At 69.1% G+C, this 16,048-nt stretch carries 12 protein-coding genes and 3 tRNA genes; 3 read left to right on the top strand and 12 right to left on the bottom strand.

Annotated elements, in window-relative coordinates:
• Positions 1 to 20: 20 nt before the first annotated feature.
• The 12 genes from KO353_RS15610 to KO353_RS15555 all read right to left on the bottom strand — a co-directional run bounded on the left by KO353_RS15610 (position 21) and on the right by KO353_RS15555 (position 12,990).
• Positions 21 to 386: an NADH-quinone oxidoreductase subunit A gene (locus tag KO353_RS15610; RefSeq protein WP_218285686.1), complete on the bottom strand. Its 366-nt coding sequence runs from the start codon at positions 384 to 386 to the stop codon at positions 21 to 23.
• Between the two features lie 189 nt (positions 387 to 575).
• Positions 576 to 652: transfer RNA gene (locus tag KO353_RS15605), tRNA-Asp, on the bottom strand.
• A 57-nt stretch (positions 653 to 709) separates the two neighbouring features.
• Positions 710 to 784 (bottom strand) — tRNA-Val (locus KO353_RS15600).
• Between the two features lie 95 nt (positions 785 to 879).
• The gene (locus tag KO353_RS15595) at positions 880 to 1,155 is read right to left on the bottom strand and encodes an HU family DNA-binding protein (RefSeq protein WP_218285685.1); all 276 of its coding nucleotides are present in this window, start codon (positions 1,153 to 1,155) and stop codon (positions 880 to 882) included.
• A gap of 284 nt (positions 1,156 to 1,439) precedes the next feature.
• Positions 1,440 to 3,770 carry an endopeptidase La gene (gene lon / locus KO353_RS15590; protein ID WP_235692137.1) on the bottom strand — a complete coding sequence of 777 codons (2,331 nt, stop codon included), beginning with the start codon at positions 3,768 to 3,770 and terminating at the stop codon, positions 1,440 to 1,442.
• A 262-nt stretch (positions 3,771 to 4,032) separates the two neighbouring features.
• Entirely contained in the window at positions 4,033 to 5,289 is a 1,257-nt protein-coding gene (clpX, locus tag KO353_RS15585) for an ATP-dependent Clp protease ATP-binding subunit ClpX (protein WP_218285683.1), read from the bottom strand.
• A gap of 167 nt (positions 5,290 to 5,456) precedes the next feature.
• On the bottom strand, positions 5,457 to 6,095 hold the full coding sequence (gene clpP / locus KO353_RS15580; protein WP_218285682.1) for an ATP-dependent Clp endopeptidase proteolytic subunit ClpP: 639 nt from the start codon (positions 6,093 to 6,095) through the stop codon (positions 5,457 to 5,459).
• A gap of 55 nt (positions 6,096 to 6,150) precedes the next feature.
• On the bottom strand, positions 6,151 to 7,470 hold the full coding sequence (gene tig, locus KO353_RS15575) for a trigger factor (protein WP_218287433.1): 1,320 nt from the start codon (positions 7,468 to 7,470) through the stop codon (positions 6,151 to 6,153).
• Positions 7,471 to 7,521: 51 nt separating this feature from the next.
• A tRNA-Leu gene (locus KO353_RS15570) sits at positions 7,522 to 7,606 on the bottom strand.
• Positions 7,607 to 7,714: 108 nt separating this feature from the next.
• The gene (locus tag KO353_RS15565) at positions 7,715 to 10,126 is read right to left on the bottom strand and encodes a 1-deoxy-D-xylulose-5-phosphate synthase N-terminal domain-containing protein (protein ID WP_407928200.1); all 2,412 of its coding nucleotides are present in this window, start codon (positions 10,124 to 10,126) and stop codon (positions 7,715 to 7,717) included.
• A gap of 12 nt (positions 10,127 to 10,138) precedes the next feature.
• Entirely contained in the window at positions 10,139 to 11,536 is a 1,398-nt protein-coding gene (locus KO353_RS15560) for a malonyl-CoA decarboxylase (RefSeq protein WP_218285681.1), read from the bottom strand.
• Between the two features lie 20 nt (positions 11,537 to 11,556).
• Positions 11,557 to 12,990, bottom strand: a complete 1,434-nt coding sequence (locus tag KO353_RS15555) for an NAD(P)H-hydrate dehydratase (RefSeq protein WP_218285680.1) — start codon at positions 12,988 to 12,990, stop codon at positions 11,557 to 11,559.
• Positions 12,991 to 13,089: 99 nt separating this feature from the next.
• On the opposite strand from KO353_RS15555, the gene KO353_RS15550 reads away from it, so the two are divergent.
• From KO353_RS15550 to KO353_RS15540, 3 genes are read left to right on the top strand one after another with little or no spacing between them, the layout of a single operon-like run.
• On the top strand, positions 13,090 to 14,403 hold the full coding sequence (locus KO353_RS15550; RefSeq protein ID WP_218285679.1) for a sulfite oxidase: 1,314 nt from the start codon (positions 13,090 to 13,092) through the stop codon (positions 14,401 to 14,403).
• Positions 14,404 to 14,409: 6 nt separating this feature from the next.
• Positions 14,410 to 14,757, top strand: a complete 348-nt coding sequence (locus KO353_RS15545; RefSeq protein WP_218285678.1) for a hypothetical protein — start codon at positions 14,410 to 14,412, stop codon at positions 14,755 to 14,757.
• A 3-nt stretch (positions 14,758 to 14,760) separates the two neighbouring features.
• Positions 14,761 to 16,044 (top strand): D-amino acid dehydrogenase, encoded by a 1,284-nt coding sequence (locus tag KO353_RS15540; protein ID WP_218285677.1) that lies wholly within the window; start codon positions 14,761 to 14,763, stop codon positions 16,042 to 16,044.
• The last annotated feature ends 4 nt before the right edge of the window (positions 16,045 to 16,048 follow it).

Here is a 16,048-nt window from a genome sequence, read left to right as displayed (position 1 = left end):
CGGCTTCTCCACGCGTGCGCTCACTCCCACTCGAGCGCACCCTTTCTCCACTCATAGATGAAGCCGATCGTCAGCATGCCAAGGAAGATCATCATCGAGGCGAAGCCGAACCAGCCGATCTCGCCCAAGGTGACCGCCCAGGGGAACAGGAAGGCGACCTCGAGGTCGAAGATGATGAAGAGGATGGCGACGAGGTAGAAGCGCACATCGAACTTCCGGCGCGCATCGTCGAACGGCTCGAAGCCGCATTCATAGGCCGAGAGCTTCATCGGGTCCGGCGCCTGGCGGGCGAGGATCAGCGAGGCGCCGACCATCGCCACCGCGATCGCGGCGGCGATGCCGATGAAGACGAGGATCGGGAAATATTCCGCCAGGATAGACGGCATGGCCGCGCAGTGCTCCGTCGGCCCGGTGGGTCCCTCCCCCGGGTCTTGCTGCGCTGCGACATTAGACGGGAACGCGGCACGTTTCCACCCGTGCCGGGCCTGCGTACCCGGTTTGCCCGGGCCTCGGCGCGCCCGCCTTTGGCCCAGCGGACGGGCGCTCGGCACGTGCTCTCGTGAGGGAGGGGGGAATGGCGCGAGTGACGGGGCTCGAACCCGCGACCTCCGGCGTGACAGGCCGGCGCTCTAACCGACTGAGCTACACCCGCGCGCGTACGCCGCTCTTAGGCAGGCGGGATGGGGGTGTCAAGGCGCGCGAAAAACGATGGTGGGCGATGACGGACTCGAACCGCCGACATCCTCGGTGTAAGCGAGGCGCTCTGCCGCTGAGCTAATCGCCCGGGGCGGTGATACGCCGCGAGCGTGGGTTTGGGCAAATGCGAAAGGCCGGAAGCGTCACCGCCGCCGGCCTGCCGCCACGCTGCTCGAGCACGGCTCAGTTGACGGCGTCCTTTAGTGCCTTGCCAGCCTTGAAGCGAACCGACACCGAGGAGGCGATCTTGATCTGCTCGCCGGTGCGCGGGTTGCGGCCGATTCCTGCCTTGCGCTTCGACTTGGAGAAGGTGCCGAAGCCAACGAGGCGAACTTCGCCGTCCTTCTTCTTCAGGGCGGCCGTGATCGCGTCCAACACGGCATCGATCACCTCGGCCGTCTTGGCCTTGGGCAGGTCGGTCTTGTCGGCGACAACGGCGACCAGGTCGTTCTTGTTCACGGGCTTGCCCTCTTCGACGTGACTGGAGCGGAAGGGATTGCGCACCTCCAGGCCGCGGACATCCGCAACCTGGCTGCAACGCACGGCTGCACTCTAGGCAGCGCGATTCTCCCGCGTCAATGCGTCGACGCCGCTTTTTCCTAGCGAATCGGCCGTTTTCGGGCCTTGCGCAGGCGGAACGCCTGCTCCCGCTGATCCCCGGCGAGAGCGACTCGCGAGAGGATGCACCCCGCGGCTCCCGGCCGCGCCCTGTCCGCTCGGGACGCGGCCGAGTCCCAGCAGCCTCAGTGGGCGAGTCGCGCCTCGCCTGCGGCGGCACCGGCCGTCAGGGGCGGCTCTGGCGGCTCCTCCCACGCGATCGGCTCGGGCATACGGGTCAGCGCCTCGCGCATCACCTCGTCCATCGAGGAGACCGGGACGATCCTCAGTCCCTTCTTCACCGTGTCGGGGATCTCGGCGAGGTCCTTCTCGTTCTCCTTCGGGATGAGAACGGTGGTCAGCCCGCCGCGCAGGGCCGCGAGCAGCTTCTCCTTGAGGCCACCGATCGGCAGCACGCGGCCGCGCAGCGTGATCTCTCCCGTCATCGCGATCTCGCGACGCACCGGAATGCCGGTAAGAGCCGAGACGATCGCGGTCGCCATCGCCACGCCGGCGGAGGGGCCGTCCTTCGGTGTGGCGCCTTCGGGAACGTGCACGTGAATGTCGCGCTTCTCGAACAGTGTCGGCTTGATGCCGAAGGAGAGAGCGCGCGAGCGCACATAGCTCATCGCCGCCTGCACGCTCTCCTGCATCACGTCGCCGAGCTTGCCGGTGTGCTTGACATTGCCCTTGCCGGGCATCAGCACCGCCTCGATCGAGAGAAGCTCACCGCCCACCTCGGTCCAGGCGAGGCCAGTGACGACGCCGACCATGTCCTCGAGCTCCGCCTCGCCGAAGCGGAAGCGCCGAACACCCGCAAACTTCTCGAGGTTCTTCCGCGTGATCGCGACCTTCTGCACCTTCTTCTGAACGATCTCGCGCACCGCCTTGCGGGCGAGGCCCGCGATCTCGCGCTCCAGATTCCGCACCCCCGCCTCGCGGGTGTAGTAGCGGATCAGGTCGCGAATCGCGTCATCGGAGATCGACCACTCCTTCTCCTTGAGCCCGTTCGCCTCCGACACTTTCGGCACGAGGTGGCGCTTGGCGATCTCGACCTTCTCGTCCTCCGTGTAACCGGGGATGCGGATGATCTCCATCCGGTCGAGCAGCGGCTGCGGCATCCGAAGCGAGTTCGCGGTCGTGACGAACATCACGTCCGAGAGGTCGTAGTCCACCTCGAGATAGTGGTCGTTGAAGGTGGCGTTCTGCTCCGGGTCGAGCACCTCGAGCAGGGCCGAGGACGGGTCGCCACGCCAGTCGGCGCCGAGTTTGTCGATCTCGTCGAGCAGGAAGAGCGGGTTCGAGCTCTTCGCCTTCTTCATGCCCTGGATGATCTTGCCGGGCATCGAGCCGATATAGGTGCGGCGGTGGCCGCGGATCTCGGCCTCGTCGCGCACGCCGCCCAAGGACATGCGCACGAAGTTGCGGCCCGTCGCCTTGGCGATCGACTTGCCGAGCGAGGTCTTGCCCACACCGGGCGGACCGACGAGGCAGAGGATCGGCCCGCGGATTTTCGGGCTCCGCACCTGCACGGCGAGATACTCGAGGATGCGCTCCTTCACCTTCTCGAGACCGTAATGGTCAGCCTCGAGGATCCGCTCCGCCTCCGCGAGGTCGGCCTTGATCTTGGTCTTCTTCTTCCAGGGGATGGAGAGCATCCAGTCGAGATAGTTGCGCACCACCGTCGCCTCGGCGCTCATCGGCGACATGGTGCGCAGCTTCTTCAGTTCGGCGAGCGCCTTCTCCCGCGCCTCCTTCGACAGCTTGGTGCGCCGGATCTTCTCCTCGATCTCGGCGGCCTCGTCCTTGCCGTCCTCGCCCTCGCCGAGCTCCTTCTGGATCGCCTTCAGCTGCTCGTTGAGATAGTACTCGCGCTGAGTCTTCTCCATCTGGCGCTTCACGCGGTTGCGGATGCGCTTCTCGACCTGCAGCACGCCGATCTCGCTCTCCATGTGGCCGAACACCTTCTCAAGGCGGTCGGCCACGGAGGCGGTCTCAAGCAGGTCCTGCTTCTCCGGGATCTTCAGCGCGAGATGGGAGGCGACGGTGTCGGCGAGCTTCGAGGGGTCCTCGATCTGGTTGATCGAGACGAGCACCTCGGGCGGGATCTTCTTGTTGAGCTTGATATACTGCTCGAACTGGTTGACCACGGTGCGCGCAAGCGCCTCCACCTCGCGCTCGTCACCCGGCTGGTCCTGGATCGGCTCGACGAAGCCCTCGAAGAACGCCTCCGTCTCCTTGAAGCCGACGATCCGCGCCCGCCGGCCGCCCTCGACCAGAACCTTCACCGTGCCGTCGGGCAGCTTCAGAAGCTGCAGGACGGTCGAGACCGTGCCGACGTGATAGATGTCGTCCACGCCGGGATCGTCCTGGGCGGCGTTCTTCTGCGCCACCAGGAGGATCTGCTTGTCGTCCTTCATCACCGCCTCGAGGGCGCGAACCGACTTCTCGCGCCCGACGAACAGCGGAACGATCATGTGCGGGAACACCACGATGTCCCGCAGGGGAAGAACCGGCAGAACGTCGGCAGGCACCGGCGCCTGAAGCGCCTTGCCCTCACCACCGCCGTGCCGCTGACCTTGCTCGTCGCTCATTCTTGCGTGCTTCCTGGTTCGGCAGCCCTCGGACCATGCACCATGCCCTGGCCCAAAGACCCCATGTCACGTCAGGATACATGAGGCTGCCGGCACCCCGATCAACCCCGATGCATCACGAGCCCCGCCAGGCGGCGGGGGCGGATTACGCGCTCGCGCCCTCGCCGCGACGCTCGCCGTAGATGAACAGCGGCGCTGACCGGCCCTCGGCCACCTCGCGGTTGATCACCGTCTCGTCCACTCCATCGAGGCTGGGGAGGTCGAACATGGTGTTGAGCAGGATCCCCTCCATGATCGACCGCAGGCCGCGCGCCCCGGTCTTGCGGCTGATCGCCCGCTGCGCGACCGTGCGCAGCGCATCCTCCGTGAAGGTGAGCTTCACCCCCTCCATCTCGAACAGGCGGGCATACTGCTTGACGAGAGCGTTCTTGGGCTTGGTGAGGATGTCGACGAGAGCGTTCTCGTCGAGGTCCTCGAGCGTGGCCACCACTGGAAGCCGGCCGATGAACTCTGGGATCAAGCCGAACTTCAGGAGGTCCTCCGGCTCGACCTCGCGCAGGATCTGGCCGGTGCGCCGGTCGTCGGGGCTGCGCACATCGGCGCCGAAGCCGATCGCCGTGCCCTTGCCGCGTGCGGCGATGATCTTCTCGAGCCCGGCGAAGGCGCCGCCGCAGATGAACAGGATGTTGGTGGTGTCGACCTGCAGGAACTCCTGCTGTGGGTGCTTGCGACCGCCCTGGGGCGGCACCGAGGCGATCGTCCCCTCCATGATCTTGAGCAGAGCCTGCTGCACGCCCTCGCCGGAGACGTCGCGGGTGATCGAGGGGTTGTCCGACTTGCGGCTGATCTTGTCGACCTCGTCGATGTAGACGATGCCGCGCTGCGCCCGCTCGACGTTGTAGTCGGCCGCCTGCAGGAGCTTCAGGATGATGTTCTCGACGTCCTCGCCCACATAACCGGCCTCGGTGAGCGTCGTCGCATCCGCCATCGTGAACGGCACGTCGAGGATCCGGGCAAGCGTCTGGGCGAGCAGCGTCTTCCCCGAGCCCGTCGGGCCGATAAGCAGGATGTTCGACTTGGCGATCTCGACGTCGTTGTTCTTCTGGGCGTGCGCCAGGCGCTTGTAATGGTTGTGAACCGCTACCGAGAGCACACGCTTCGCGTGATCCTGCCCGATCACGTAGTCATCCAGAACCTTGCAGATCTCGCGCGGTGTTGGGATGCCGTCGCGCGTCTTCACGAGGTGCGTCTTATGCTCCTCGCGAATGATGTCCATGCAGAGCTCGACGCACTCGTCGCAGATGAACACGGTCGGGCCCGCGATCAACTTGCGAACCTCGTGCTGCGACTTGCCGCAGAACGAGCAGTAGAGTGTGTTCTTCGAGTCGCCAGACTTGCTCATGCCTGCTCCGAGTCCGGTGCGGCTTCCGAAGAGATGAGGATACGCCCGGGTGCCCGGTGGCACAAGCGATGGCCGTTCGTCCGACGCCGCGCCATGCCGCCCTGGCCGACGCCCGGCCGGCCGCCGCACGCCCGTGGTCAGCCGATGCCCCGCTCCTCGTGTTCCGCCTATTTCTTCTCGGCGTCCGGCGGGGGCCGGTTCTCGACCACGTGGTCGACGATCCCGAACTCCTTCGCCTCCTCGGCCGACATGAACCGGTCGCGTTCGAGCGTCTGCTCGATCCGCTCGAGCGGCTGGCCCGTGTGCCGGGCATAGATCTGGTTCAGCCGCGCCCGCACGGCAAGGATCTCGCGCGCCTGGATCTCGATGTCGGTGGCCTGGCCCTGGGCCCCGCCCGAAGGCTGGTGCACCATCACCCGGCTGTTCGGCAGGCAGTAGCGCTTGCCGGCCGCGCCGGCCGCAAGCAGCAGGCTTCCCATCGAGGCCGCCTGGCCAATGCACACCGTGCTCACCGGCGAGCGGATGTATTGCATCGTGTCGTAGATCGCGAGGCCGGAGGTCACCACCCCGCCCGGGCTGTTGATGTAGAAGGCGACGTCCTTGTTCGGGTTCTCGCTCTCAAGGAACAGGAGCTGGGCGCAGATCAGGCTCGCCACCGCATCATGCACCGGCCCGGTGAGGAAGATGATCCGCTCCTTGAGGAGGCGGGAATAGATGTCGAAAGCCCTCTCGCCGCGCGCCGTCTGCTCGATCACCATCGGCACGAGCGTGTTGGCGTAGATCTCGAACGGGCTGCGCTCGGGCATCGGTTGTCGGGGCTCCTTCCTCTTGGGGCGGGGTCTCGTCAGGCTGGTCTCGGCCCTAGTCCGGATCCTTGGCAAGCTCCTCGGGCGTCACCGACCGCTCGGTCACCTGCGCGAGCTCGAGGACGAAGTCGATCGCCTTCTCCTCGAAGATCGGGGCGCGGAACCGTTCGATGGCCTGCGGGTTCTGCTGGTAGTACTCGATGACCTTACGCTCCTGGCCCGGATAGCGCTGGGCCTCGGCGATCACCGCCCGCTTGAGCTCGTCTTCGCTCACCGAGAGATTGTTGGCCCGGCCGATTTCGGCAAGCAGCAGCCCAAGCCGCACCCGGCGTTCCGCGATCGCCCGGTATTCCGATTTGAGCGTCGCCTCGTCCTTGCCCTGGTCGGCCTCGTCCAAGCGCCCGTCCTTCAGGTCCTGCTCGACGCGCTGCCAGATCGCCTGGAACTCCCCCTCCACCATGCCGTCCGGCACTGGGAAGGTCGCCCGCTCGGCGAGCTGGTCAAGCACGGCGCGCTTCAGCCTGAGCCGGCTCATCTGGTCGTACTCGCGCTGGATCGCGCCGCGAATCGCCTCCCGCATCGCCGCAAGCGTCTCGAACCCGTGCTTCTTCGCAAGCTCTTCGGACGGTTCGGCGGGCAGCGCCCGCCGCAGCGCCTTGGCGGTGACCGTGAAGGTCGCCGTCTTGCCCGCGAGGTCGCTCGCCACGTAGCCTGCCGGAAACGACACCTCGATGTCCTTCGTCTCGCCGACCGCGAGGCCGATGAGCCCCTCGGTGAAGCCCGGGACGAAGCCTGGGCCGCCGACCTCGACCTCCATGTCGGTGGCGGAGCCGCCGCGGAACGGCTTGCCGTCGATCCGGCCGACGAAATCGACGACGAGCAGATCGCCGGCAACCGCGGGGCGCTGCTCCTCGACCGGCTCGGAGTTGCGATGGCGCTTGGCTATCTCGGCGAGCCTCTGCTCGACCTCGCTCTCGGTCGGGGTCGCGACCAGTTTCTCGACCGCGATCGACTTGAGGTCGGGGGGCGTGATCTCGGGCAGGACCTCGATGTCGAGGGTGAACTCGAGGTCCGCCCCGTCGGACCAGTTGACGATCTCGACCTTCGGCTGCAACGCGGGCTTCAGGCCCCGCTCGGTCACCACCGCGCGGGTGGCTTCGTCGAGGCTCTTCTCGAGCACCTCGCCCATGATCGCGCTGCCGAAGCGCTGTTTGACGATCGCTGGCGGCACCTTGCCGGGGCGGAAGCCGGGCAGGCGCAGCCCGCGCCCGATCTCGGCGAGCCTGGCATCGCGCTTGGCGGCGATCGTTGCGGCCGGCAGCACCACCGCATAGGCGCGCTTCAATCCTTCGGCTGACTTCTCGGTGACCTGCATCGTCATCGTCTTTCGCTTGGCCACGCCGCGTCGGCGGCGGGCGCTTGGCCGTGGTGCGGGCGGAGGGATTTGAACCCCCACGACTTGCGTCACCGGAACCTAAATCCGGCGCGTCTGCCAGTTCCGCCACGCCCGCGGCAGGCTCGGCGCGGCTTCTCCCCAACCGCCTTCCGCCGGCGCGGCCGAACCGCCCGAGAGCCGCGGCATGTACCGCCGAACGCGTCGCCGCGCAACCTGCGCGCCGTCAGCCGATCAGCGCCGCCGCCGCCGCATCGAGGATGGCGTCGGTGTCGAGCCCGTAGGCACGGTAGAGGTCGGGGATGTCGCCGGTCTGGCCGAACCGGTCGACGCCGAGCGCCTGGATTCGCTGGCCGCGCACCGCGCCGAGCCAGGCAAGGGTGGCGGGGTGGCCGTCGACCACCGTGACGATCCCGGCATCGGGAGCGAGTGCGCCGAGCAGCGCCTCGACATGGGCGGTCGCCGCGCGGCCCTCGCGGCGGGCCCGGGCGGCGGCGAGCCAATCCGCGTGCAGACGGTCCGGCGAGGTGATGGCGAGCAGGCCCACCCCCGGCACCTCTTCGGCGAGAGCGGCGTGCGCGGCCTCTGCCTCCTCGGCCACCGGTCCCTCGTAGGCGATTGCAAGGCGTGCGCCCGGCGCCGGCGGAACGCGCCAATAGCCGCCGGCGACGATCGCCGCCTTCTCAGCCTCGCCGAGCAGGCGGTCGGGCTGGGCCAGCGGGCGTGTGGAGAGCCGAAGCCACACCGAGCAGCCATCCTCCGCCTGGATGTGGCGGAAGGCATGCGCCAACAGGTGGCAGAGCTCGTCCACATGCGCCGGCTCATAGAAGGCGAGCCGGTCCTGGCCGATGCCGATCAGCGGCGTGTAGATCGACTGGTGCTGCCCCCCCTCGGGCGCAAGCGTGATGCCTGAGGGGGTTGAGACGAGCAGGAACCGCGCATCCTGGTAGCACCCGTAGAACAGCGCATCGAGCCCGCGCTGGACGAAGGTGTCATAGACCGTCCCCACAGGAAGGAGCCGCACCCCGTTGAGTTCGTGGGAAAGGCCAGCGGCGGCGAGAAGCAGGAACAGGTTCTGCTCGGCGATGCCGAGCTCGACATGCTGCCCCTCTGGCGTCATCACCCATTTCTGGGCCGAGGCCACCTTCTGGTCACGGAACGCGTCGTTTCGGCGATGGCGGCTAAACACGCCGCGGCGGTTCACCCATGGGCCGAGGCTCGTCGAGACCGTCACGTCAGGGCTCGTCGTGAGGATCCGCGAGGCGAGCGGCGCGAGCTCGCCCTGGCCGCGGCCGATCTCGGAAAGGATCTGGCCGAAGGCCTCCTGGGTCGACATTTTCCGGCCCGGTGCGCGTCGGGGCTCCGGCAGGGTGTCGGGAATCGGAACCGGCGGCGCCACCCGGCGCCGCCCGCGGCGTTCGCCGTCGCCCGCGAGCGCGCCGGCGAAGGGAACGGTCGCAAGGAACCGCTTCAGCTCGGCTGCCGTCGCCGCGTCGAGCCCGGCGAACGGTTCCCACTCCTTTCCGGGCGAGATCCCGAGGGCGGCGCGGAACCGCTCCATCTGCTCGACCGTCATCAGCCCGGCGTGGTTGTCTTTGTGGCCGGCAAGCGGCAGGCCCATGCCCTTGATCGTGTAGGCGATGAAGGCGGTCGGCCGCGGCGCGGCGGCGGCGCGGCGCAGGGCGGCGAGCACCGTCTCCATGTCATGGCCGCCGAGATTGGTCATCAGCGCCGCAAGCTCGTCGTCGGGGAGCGGGTCGATGATCGCGCGCAGCCCGGCATCGCGGCCGAGATCGGCGAGAAGCGCCTCGCGCCAGGCCGCACCGCCCTGGAAGGTGAGCGCCGAGTAAACCGAGTTCGGGCAGTCGTCGATCCAGGCCCTGAGCGCGGCACCGCCCGGCCGAGCGAAGGCGGCCTCGAGGCGCGTGCCGTACTTAACCGTCACGACGTCCCACCGCATGTCGCGGAACAGGCCCTCGATGCGGTGGAAGAGCCGGTCGGGGACAATCGAGTCGAGGCTCTGGCGGTTGTAGTCGATGATCCACCAGACGTCCTGGATGTCGTGCTTCCAGCTCTCGAGCAGGGCCTCGTAGATGTTCCCCTCATCGAGCTCGGCATCGCCGACCACGGCGACCATGCGCCCCGGCCGCGATCCCTTGGGCGCGAGGCCCTTCAGCCGGACATAGTCCTGCACGAGCGCGGCGAAGTTGGTGATGGCCACACCAAGGCCGACGGAGCCTGTGGAGAAGTCGACGTCGAGCCCGTCGCGTGTGCGGCTCGGATAGGGCTGGGTGCCGCCGAAGGCGCGGAAGCGCTCGAGCTTCTCGCGTGTCGTCCGCCCGAGCAGATACTGGATCGCGTGGAAGACCGGCCCCGCATGGGGCTTGACCGCCACCCGGTCCTCCGGGCGGAGGATGTCAAGGTAGAGGGCGGTCATCAGTGTCGCGACCGAGGCGCAAGAAGCCTGATGCCCGCCGACCTTCAGCCCGTCGCGCGACGGCCTGATGTGGTTGGCGTGGTGGATCGTCCAGCAGGCGAGCCAAAGCACCCTCTGCTCGAGCGTGCGCAGAAGCGCGATCCGGCCCGCCTCGTCGGCCGAGCCTGCGGCCGACTGAGCCGCCATCCCCTCGGGTGCCATTTCCTCTCCCCGCTAGATCCAGCCGCGCGCGAGACGCTTCAGCGCCGTCGAGGCGGCCCGCTTGCCCTGGCCGACATAGGCCTCGTGGTTGGCCTCGATCGCGCCGCGGTCATAGAGATAGTTCACCATCAGCCCCGCGCTCTCCCTGATCCCCTTCTCGGAGCGGTCGGCGAGCCAGTTGAGACGCTCCGCCTGCGCGCCATTGGTGAGGTGGAAATGCGCGACCGGGTCGAGCGCCCGCGGGGGCCGGCCGGGCCGCGCCTCGGCGTTCTCCGCGAGCAGGTAGCGGGCGCAGAGGCGAAGCAGCACCGGGCGTGCGGCTTCGGCAAGCGCGGCGTCGCGATGCCACCCCTTCCGGGCGAGCAGCACCGCGAGCGGGTTCGCCCCGCTGTCTGCCGCCGCCCCGAGCGCGGCGGCGAGTGAGGCCTTCTCCTCGGGCGTGAGCAGCGTGTCGTCACCCCCCCTGGCGTCGAGCCAGCGCCGGAAGCCTGGGATCGGAGAAAGTGTCGCGAAGGTCTTGATATTGCTGAATTCCGCTGAAAGCTCGTTGACGACGCGCTTGATCAGGAAATTGCCGAAGCTGATGCCGGAGAGGCCCTGCTGGCAGTTCGAGATGGAATAGAAAATCGCCGTGTCGGCCGCGCGCGGGTCCTGCAGCGGCGCGTTTTCGTCGAGCAGGGCGCGAACATCCCCTGCAAGCCCCTTCACAAGCGCCACCTCGACGAAGATCAGCGGCTCATCGGGCATCCTTGGGTGGAAGAAGGCGTAGCAGCGCCGGTCGCTGTCGAGCCGGTTCTTGAGGTCGCGCCAGGAGCGAATCTCGTGCACGGCCTCGTACCCGACGAGCTTCTCGAGCAGGCTTGCCGGGCTGTGCCAATCGATCCGACGGAGTTCGAGGAACCCGACATCGAACCAGGCGGCGAGCAGGGCGCGTATGTCTGCCTCGAGGGCGGCGAGCGCAGGGTCTTTCTTCGCGAGCTGCAACAGGGCGGCGCGCAGCTCGACCACGAACCGCACCCCCTCGGGAAGGGAGGTGAACTGGGTCACGAGCCGCGTCCGCGGCGCCTCGAGGGCACGGCGGAGTTCCATCCGCGCCCGCGCCGCCGCCGCCGCGTCGTCCCCGGCCGACTGAAGCGCCGCGACCGCCGCCTCGACCGCCTTCGGATCACTGTCGAAGGAAGCGAGGGTGCGCAGGAACGCCTCCTTTCCAGCCGAATCCGAAGCGAGATAGGCCTGGGCGAGCCGGGCAGAGCGGGCGCGGGCGGAGACCTCGCCGCCCTTTGCCTCGAGGCAGTCGCGCATCTGCGCGGCGATGTCACCATCGCCCGATCCGCCCGCGACATCGCGCCACGCCTCGAGCAGGCGCCTGAGCGCGCGGTCGAACAGACCTGCGCGCGCTGCCGTCTCCATCCACGCTCCCATGATCGCCACTATAGCGCAGCGAGCGCGCGCGGCAGGAGCGGCGGAAGGTCCTCGGCGATCAGCCCGGGGGCTGCGCATCGCGCCGCCGCCCCGAGCGCCCAGGCCGCGGCGGCGGCGGCGCTGAAGGCGTCCATCCCTTGCGCCATCAGCCCCGCTGCGGCGCCGGCCAGCACATCGCCCGTTCCGGCGGTCGCGAGATCGGGCGGAGCGCCCGCGTCGATCACCACTCGGCCATCGGGGGCGGCGATCACCGTGTCCGCCCCCTTAAGCAGAACGACCGCACCGGTCTCGGCTGCAGCCCGCCGCGCCGCCGCGGGCTTGTCGTTGCCGATCGGCCCGAACACGCGGGCGAACTCCCCCGCATGGGGCGTCAGCAGTGCGGCGCCGCGAAGCCGCTCGGGGGCCCCAGCGCAGGCGGTGAGGGCGTCGGCGTCCACCACCACAGGCCGCCCCGAGGCCAGCAGGAGGGCAAGAGCCCGCTCCGTCCGCTCGCCCTGGCCGAGGCCGGGGCCGACGAGCCAGGCGTTGCGTCGCTGATCCGCAAGCAACGTCTCGATCGCGCTTTCGGAGACGATCACGCCGGGATCACCCGCGCGATAGGCGGCAGCCGAGGCGGAATCGCCGGCGGCGATCGTGACCAGACCGGCGCCGAGGCGCCGTGCGGCTGCGGCGGCGAGACGCGCCGCGCCTGTCATCGCCGTGCCGCCGACGATGGTCAGACAACCGCGGGTGTACTTGGTGTCCGTGAGGGAGCGGCGCGGCAGCGAGGCCTGCCAGAGCGCGGGGGCGTTTCGGAACGCCCGCGGCACGACGTGATCGAGTACCGAGGCAGGAATGCCGATCTCGGCCACCACCGTCTCGCCGCAGAAGGAGCGCCCAGGCAGAAGCAGATGGCCGGGCTTGAGGCGGAAGAAGGTGACGGTCAGCACCGCCTTCGGCGCCACCCCGAGCACCTCCCCCGTCAGCCCCGACACGCCGGAGGGCAGATCGACCGCAACCACCGGCAGAGCCGAGGCGGCGGCGAGCGTCTCCGCCACGCCCCCTTCGACCGGGCGCGCGAGCCCCGCGCCGAACACGGCATCGACCACGAGGCCAGCGCCCTCCAGCGAGCCGGGCGACAGCGGCTCGACCGGCCCGCGCCAGCGGGCGGCAGCCCAGGCGGCATCCCCCGTGAGCGCCGACCGTCCGCCGAACAGGGCGACCCGCACGGGCCACCCCCTCTCCGAGAGGAATGACGCCACCACAAACCCGTCGCCGCCGTTGTTTCCCGGGCCTGCGAGCACGGTGACACGGCAGGGGCGGAACCGTGCGAGGATCGCCCGCGCCACCGCCTGTCCGGCATTGCGCATCAACGTCCTCCCCGCAATCCCGAGCGCGATCGCCTCACGGTCGGCCGACGCCATCTCGGCAGGTGTGAGAAGGGCGAGTTCGCCTGACCCCATTGCTATGCTATCTTCGCACCACAGATGGTTCACTGCGCCCGGAGCACGTGCCGGTCGGCACGGTGCCACGGACCGGGACACCTACAAGGGGAGGATGCCATGATGCGTTTCGGAAAGCGCGAGCGGAGCCTCGTCGAACTCTACGCCGACGACCCCGAGCGCGCCGATGCGATCGTCTTCAACCGCCGCGGCGCGCTGAAGGGAGCCTCGCTTGCGGCGATGGGGGCAGCCGTCGGCGCGGCCATCCCGTTCGCCGACCGCATGCCGCGCGGGCTCATCCCTGCCGCGCTGGCCCAGGGAACGGCCCAAGGGCCGCGCCTCGTCACCTTCGAGGGCAAGGACCCGATGATCAATCTCGGCGACCGGCCGCTCGTGCTCGAGGCGCCCGAGACACTGCTCGATGACCCGGTGACGCCGAACAACCGGATCTTCATCCGCAACAACGGCCAGATCCCTGAGCCGGCCGCCAACCCCGACGCCTGGAAGGTGCGGATCGACGGCGAGGTCAACACGCCGCTCGAGCTCACGGTGGGAGAGCTCCGCTCCCGCTTCCAGAACGTGACCTTCCAGCTGCAGATGGAGTGCGGCGGCAATGGTCGCAGCTTCTTCGTGCCGCAGACCCGTGGCAACCAGTGGGGCAACGGGGCGATCTGCAACGCCGCTTGGACCGGGGTTCGGCTGAAGGACGTTCTCGCTGCCGCAGGCCTAAAGCCGTCGGGCAAGTTCACCGGCCACTACGGCGCCGACCCGCATCTCTCCGGCGCAACCGACCGGGCGGCGATCAGCCGTGGCATGCCGATCGAGAAGGCGCTCGAGGAGCACACGCTGATCGCCTTCGTGGTCAATGGCGGGCCGATCCCGCACATCAACGGCGCTCCGGTGCGGCTGATCGTCCCCGGCTGGCCCGGCTCGCTGAGCCAGAAGTGGCTGACGCGGATCCAGATCCTCGACAAGCCGCATACCGGCCAGGGCATGGGCGGGACGAGCTATCGCGTACCGGTGGTGCCGATCGTTCCGGGTTCGCAGAATGACGGGTCGAGCTTCGTCGACATGACCTCGATGCCGGTGCGCAGCATTCTCACCAACGTCGCCAACGGCACGCGCCTGCCGTCCGGCACCCGGACCATCGCTTTGCGCGGCGCGGCCTGGGCCGGTGAGAAAACGGTGCGAGCGATGCATGTCAGCATCGACTATGGCTCGACGTGGCAGGAGATGCGGCTCGGCGCGCCGGCGAACAAGTATGCCTGGCAGCGTTGGGAGGGCTCGGTAACGCTGCCCTCGGACGGCTACTTCGAGATCTGGTATCGCGCCACCGACAGCGACGGGAAGATGCAGCCGCATGTCGCCGGGAACTGGAACCCGCAGGGCTACGGGGCGAACCCGATCAGCCGTGTGGCGATCCTCGTGGGCTGAGCCGGCATGCGGAGGTTCGCTGTCCTTCTGCTCGGGGGGCTCCTGGTCGGGGGAGCCCCCGCCCCTCCCGCCGCGCTCGCTGCCGAGCCCGAGGAGCCCTCGGTGCTTCCCGACGGACATGGCCGTGACGAGACCTTCTATGCCTGCACGGCATGCCACTCCACGGCGCTGATCCGCCGCTCCGGCTTTACCCGTCAGCAATGGGACGAGCTGATCGACTGGATGGTCGAGAAGCAGAATATGAACCCGCTCGAGCCGGAGGAGCGGAAGCTGATCGTCGACTATCTCGCCGCGGCCTTCCCGCCCCGGCACACGCGACCTCCCGCCTTCGCCAACCCCTTCGCGACCAACTGAACGGTGCACGCCCTCGTCCTCGGCGCAGGGATCGTCGGCGTCTCCGCCGCCTGGTTCCTGCGCGAGGCGGGGGTGGAGGTGACCGTGGTCGAGGCGCGTGACGGGCCCGGCCTCGAGACCTCGTTCGCCAACGGGGGGCACATCTCCGTCGCCTCTGGCCCCTGGGCGGCGCCGGACGTGCCGGGCAAGCTTCTGCGCTGGATTGGGCGAGAGGACGCGCCACTCCTGCTTCGCCCCTTCCGTTGGGATCCCGCCCTGTGGCGCTGGGGCGTGCGTTTCCTCGCCAACTGCACGCCTCGCGCTTTCGCGGCGAACGCCGCGGCGATCGGGGAGCTCTGCCGCTTCTCGGCGGCGGAAACCGCACGGCTGCGGGCGAGGCTTGCCATCGACGACCAGAACTCGACCGCCGGCACGCTCACCCTGCTCACCACGCCCGCGGAGATGGCCGCCGCCGAGGCGAAGGCGCGACGGCTCAGCGAGGCTGGCTTCGCGGCGGAGCTGCTCGACCGCTCCGGCATCGCCTCCGCCGAACCCGCGCTCGCCGAAGCGGCAAGCCGCTATGCCGGAGCTCTTTTCGCGAAGGAGGGAGAGACCGGCGACGCACATCGCTTCACCGCCGGGCTCGCCCATGCTGCCGCGGCATTGGGCGTGACCTTCCGCTATGGCACGCGGGTGGCGCGGCTCGCGGTCGCCCGCGGGGCGGCGACAGGTGTCGTGCTCGAGACCGGCGAGACGATCGCTGCCGATCAGGTGGTGCTTGCGGCAGGCCCGTGGTCGGTCCAGCTCGCCGCCACAGCCGGGCTTGCGCTTCCCGTCTATCCCGGCAAGGGCTATTCCGCCACCGTCCCGATCGCCGGGCGCAACGGCGCGCCGAGGCTCGCGGTGGTGGACGAGCATGCGAAGATCTACGTCGCCCGCTTCGGCGAGCGGCTCCGCGCCGCCGGAACCCTCGAGCTTGCAGGCTGGGACAAGACGCCCTCGCCTGTGCGTGCCGCCGCCACCCTTGGCGCGCTGCGGCGCCTGTTCCCCGAGGGCGGGGACTATGCCCGTGCCGAGCACTGGACGGGGCTGCGCCCGATGAGCCCGGACGGGCGGCCGCTGATCGGGCCGACGCGGGTGCGCAACCTCTGGCTCGACACCGGCCACGGGCCGCTCGGCTGGACCATGGGCGCGGGCAGCGGGCGTCTGATCGCGGCGCTGATGACGGGCGCGGCGCCGCCGCTCGACCCCGCTCCCTACGCGCCCGGCCGCTTCCGGTGGTTGGAGCCGCGCGAGTCGCTCCGCTAGCCTT

Source organism: Elioraea tepida (assembly GCF_019203965.1).
GTDB classification, from domain to species: domain Bacteria; phylum Pseudomonadota; class Alphaproteobacteria; order Acetobacterales; family Acetobacteraceae; genus Elioraea_A; species Elioraea_A tepida.
The sequence above is the reverse complement of the archived record's forward strand: the minus strand, read 5'-3'. Positions and strand labels throughout refer to the sequence as shown.

Coding starts and splice junctions, on each gene's coding strand:
- KO353_RS15610 (WP_218285686.1), bottom strand. CDS start 386: ATGCCGTCTATCCTGGCGGAATATTTCCCGATCCTCGTCTTCATCGGC.
- lon (WP_235692137.1), bottom strand. CDS start 3,770: ATGATCGTTCCGCTGTTCGTCGGGCGCGAGAAGTCGGTTCGCGCCCTC.
- clpX (WP_218285683.1), bottom strand. CDS start 5,289: ATGAGCAAGTCTGGCGACTCGAAGAACACACTCTACTGCTCGTTCTGC.
- clpP (WP_218285682.1), bottom strand. CDS start 6,095: ATGCCCGAGCGCAGCCCGTTCGAGATCTACGCCAACACGCTCGTGCCG.
- tig (WP_218287433.1), bottom strand. CDS start 7,470: ATGCAGGTCACCGAGAAGTCAGCCGAAGGATTGAAGCGCGCCTATGCG.
- KO353_RS15565 (WP_407928200.1), bottom strand. CDS start 10,126: ATGGCACCCGAGGGGATGGCGGCTCAGTCGGCCGCAGGCTCGGCCGAC.
- KO353_RS15560 (WP_218285681.1), bottom strand. CDS start 11,536: ATGGAGACGGCAGCGCGCGCAGGTCTGTTCGACCGCGCGCTCAGGCGC.
- KO353_RS15555 (WP_218285680.1), bottom strand. CDS start 12,990: ATGGGGTCAGGCGAACTCGCCCTTCTCACACCTGCCGAGATGGCGTCG.
- KO353_RS15550 (WP_218285679.1), top strand. CDS start 13,090: ATGATGCGTTTCGGAAAGCGCGAGCGGAGCCTCGTCGAACTCTACGCC.
- KO353_RS15545 (WP_218285678.1), top strand. CDS start 14,410: ATGCGGAGGTTCGCTGTCCTTCTGCTCGGGGGGCTCCTGGTCGGGGGA.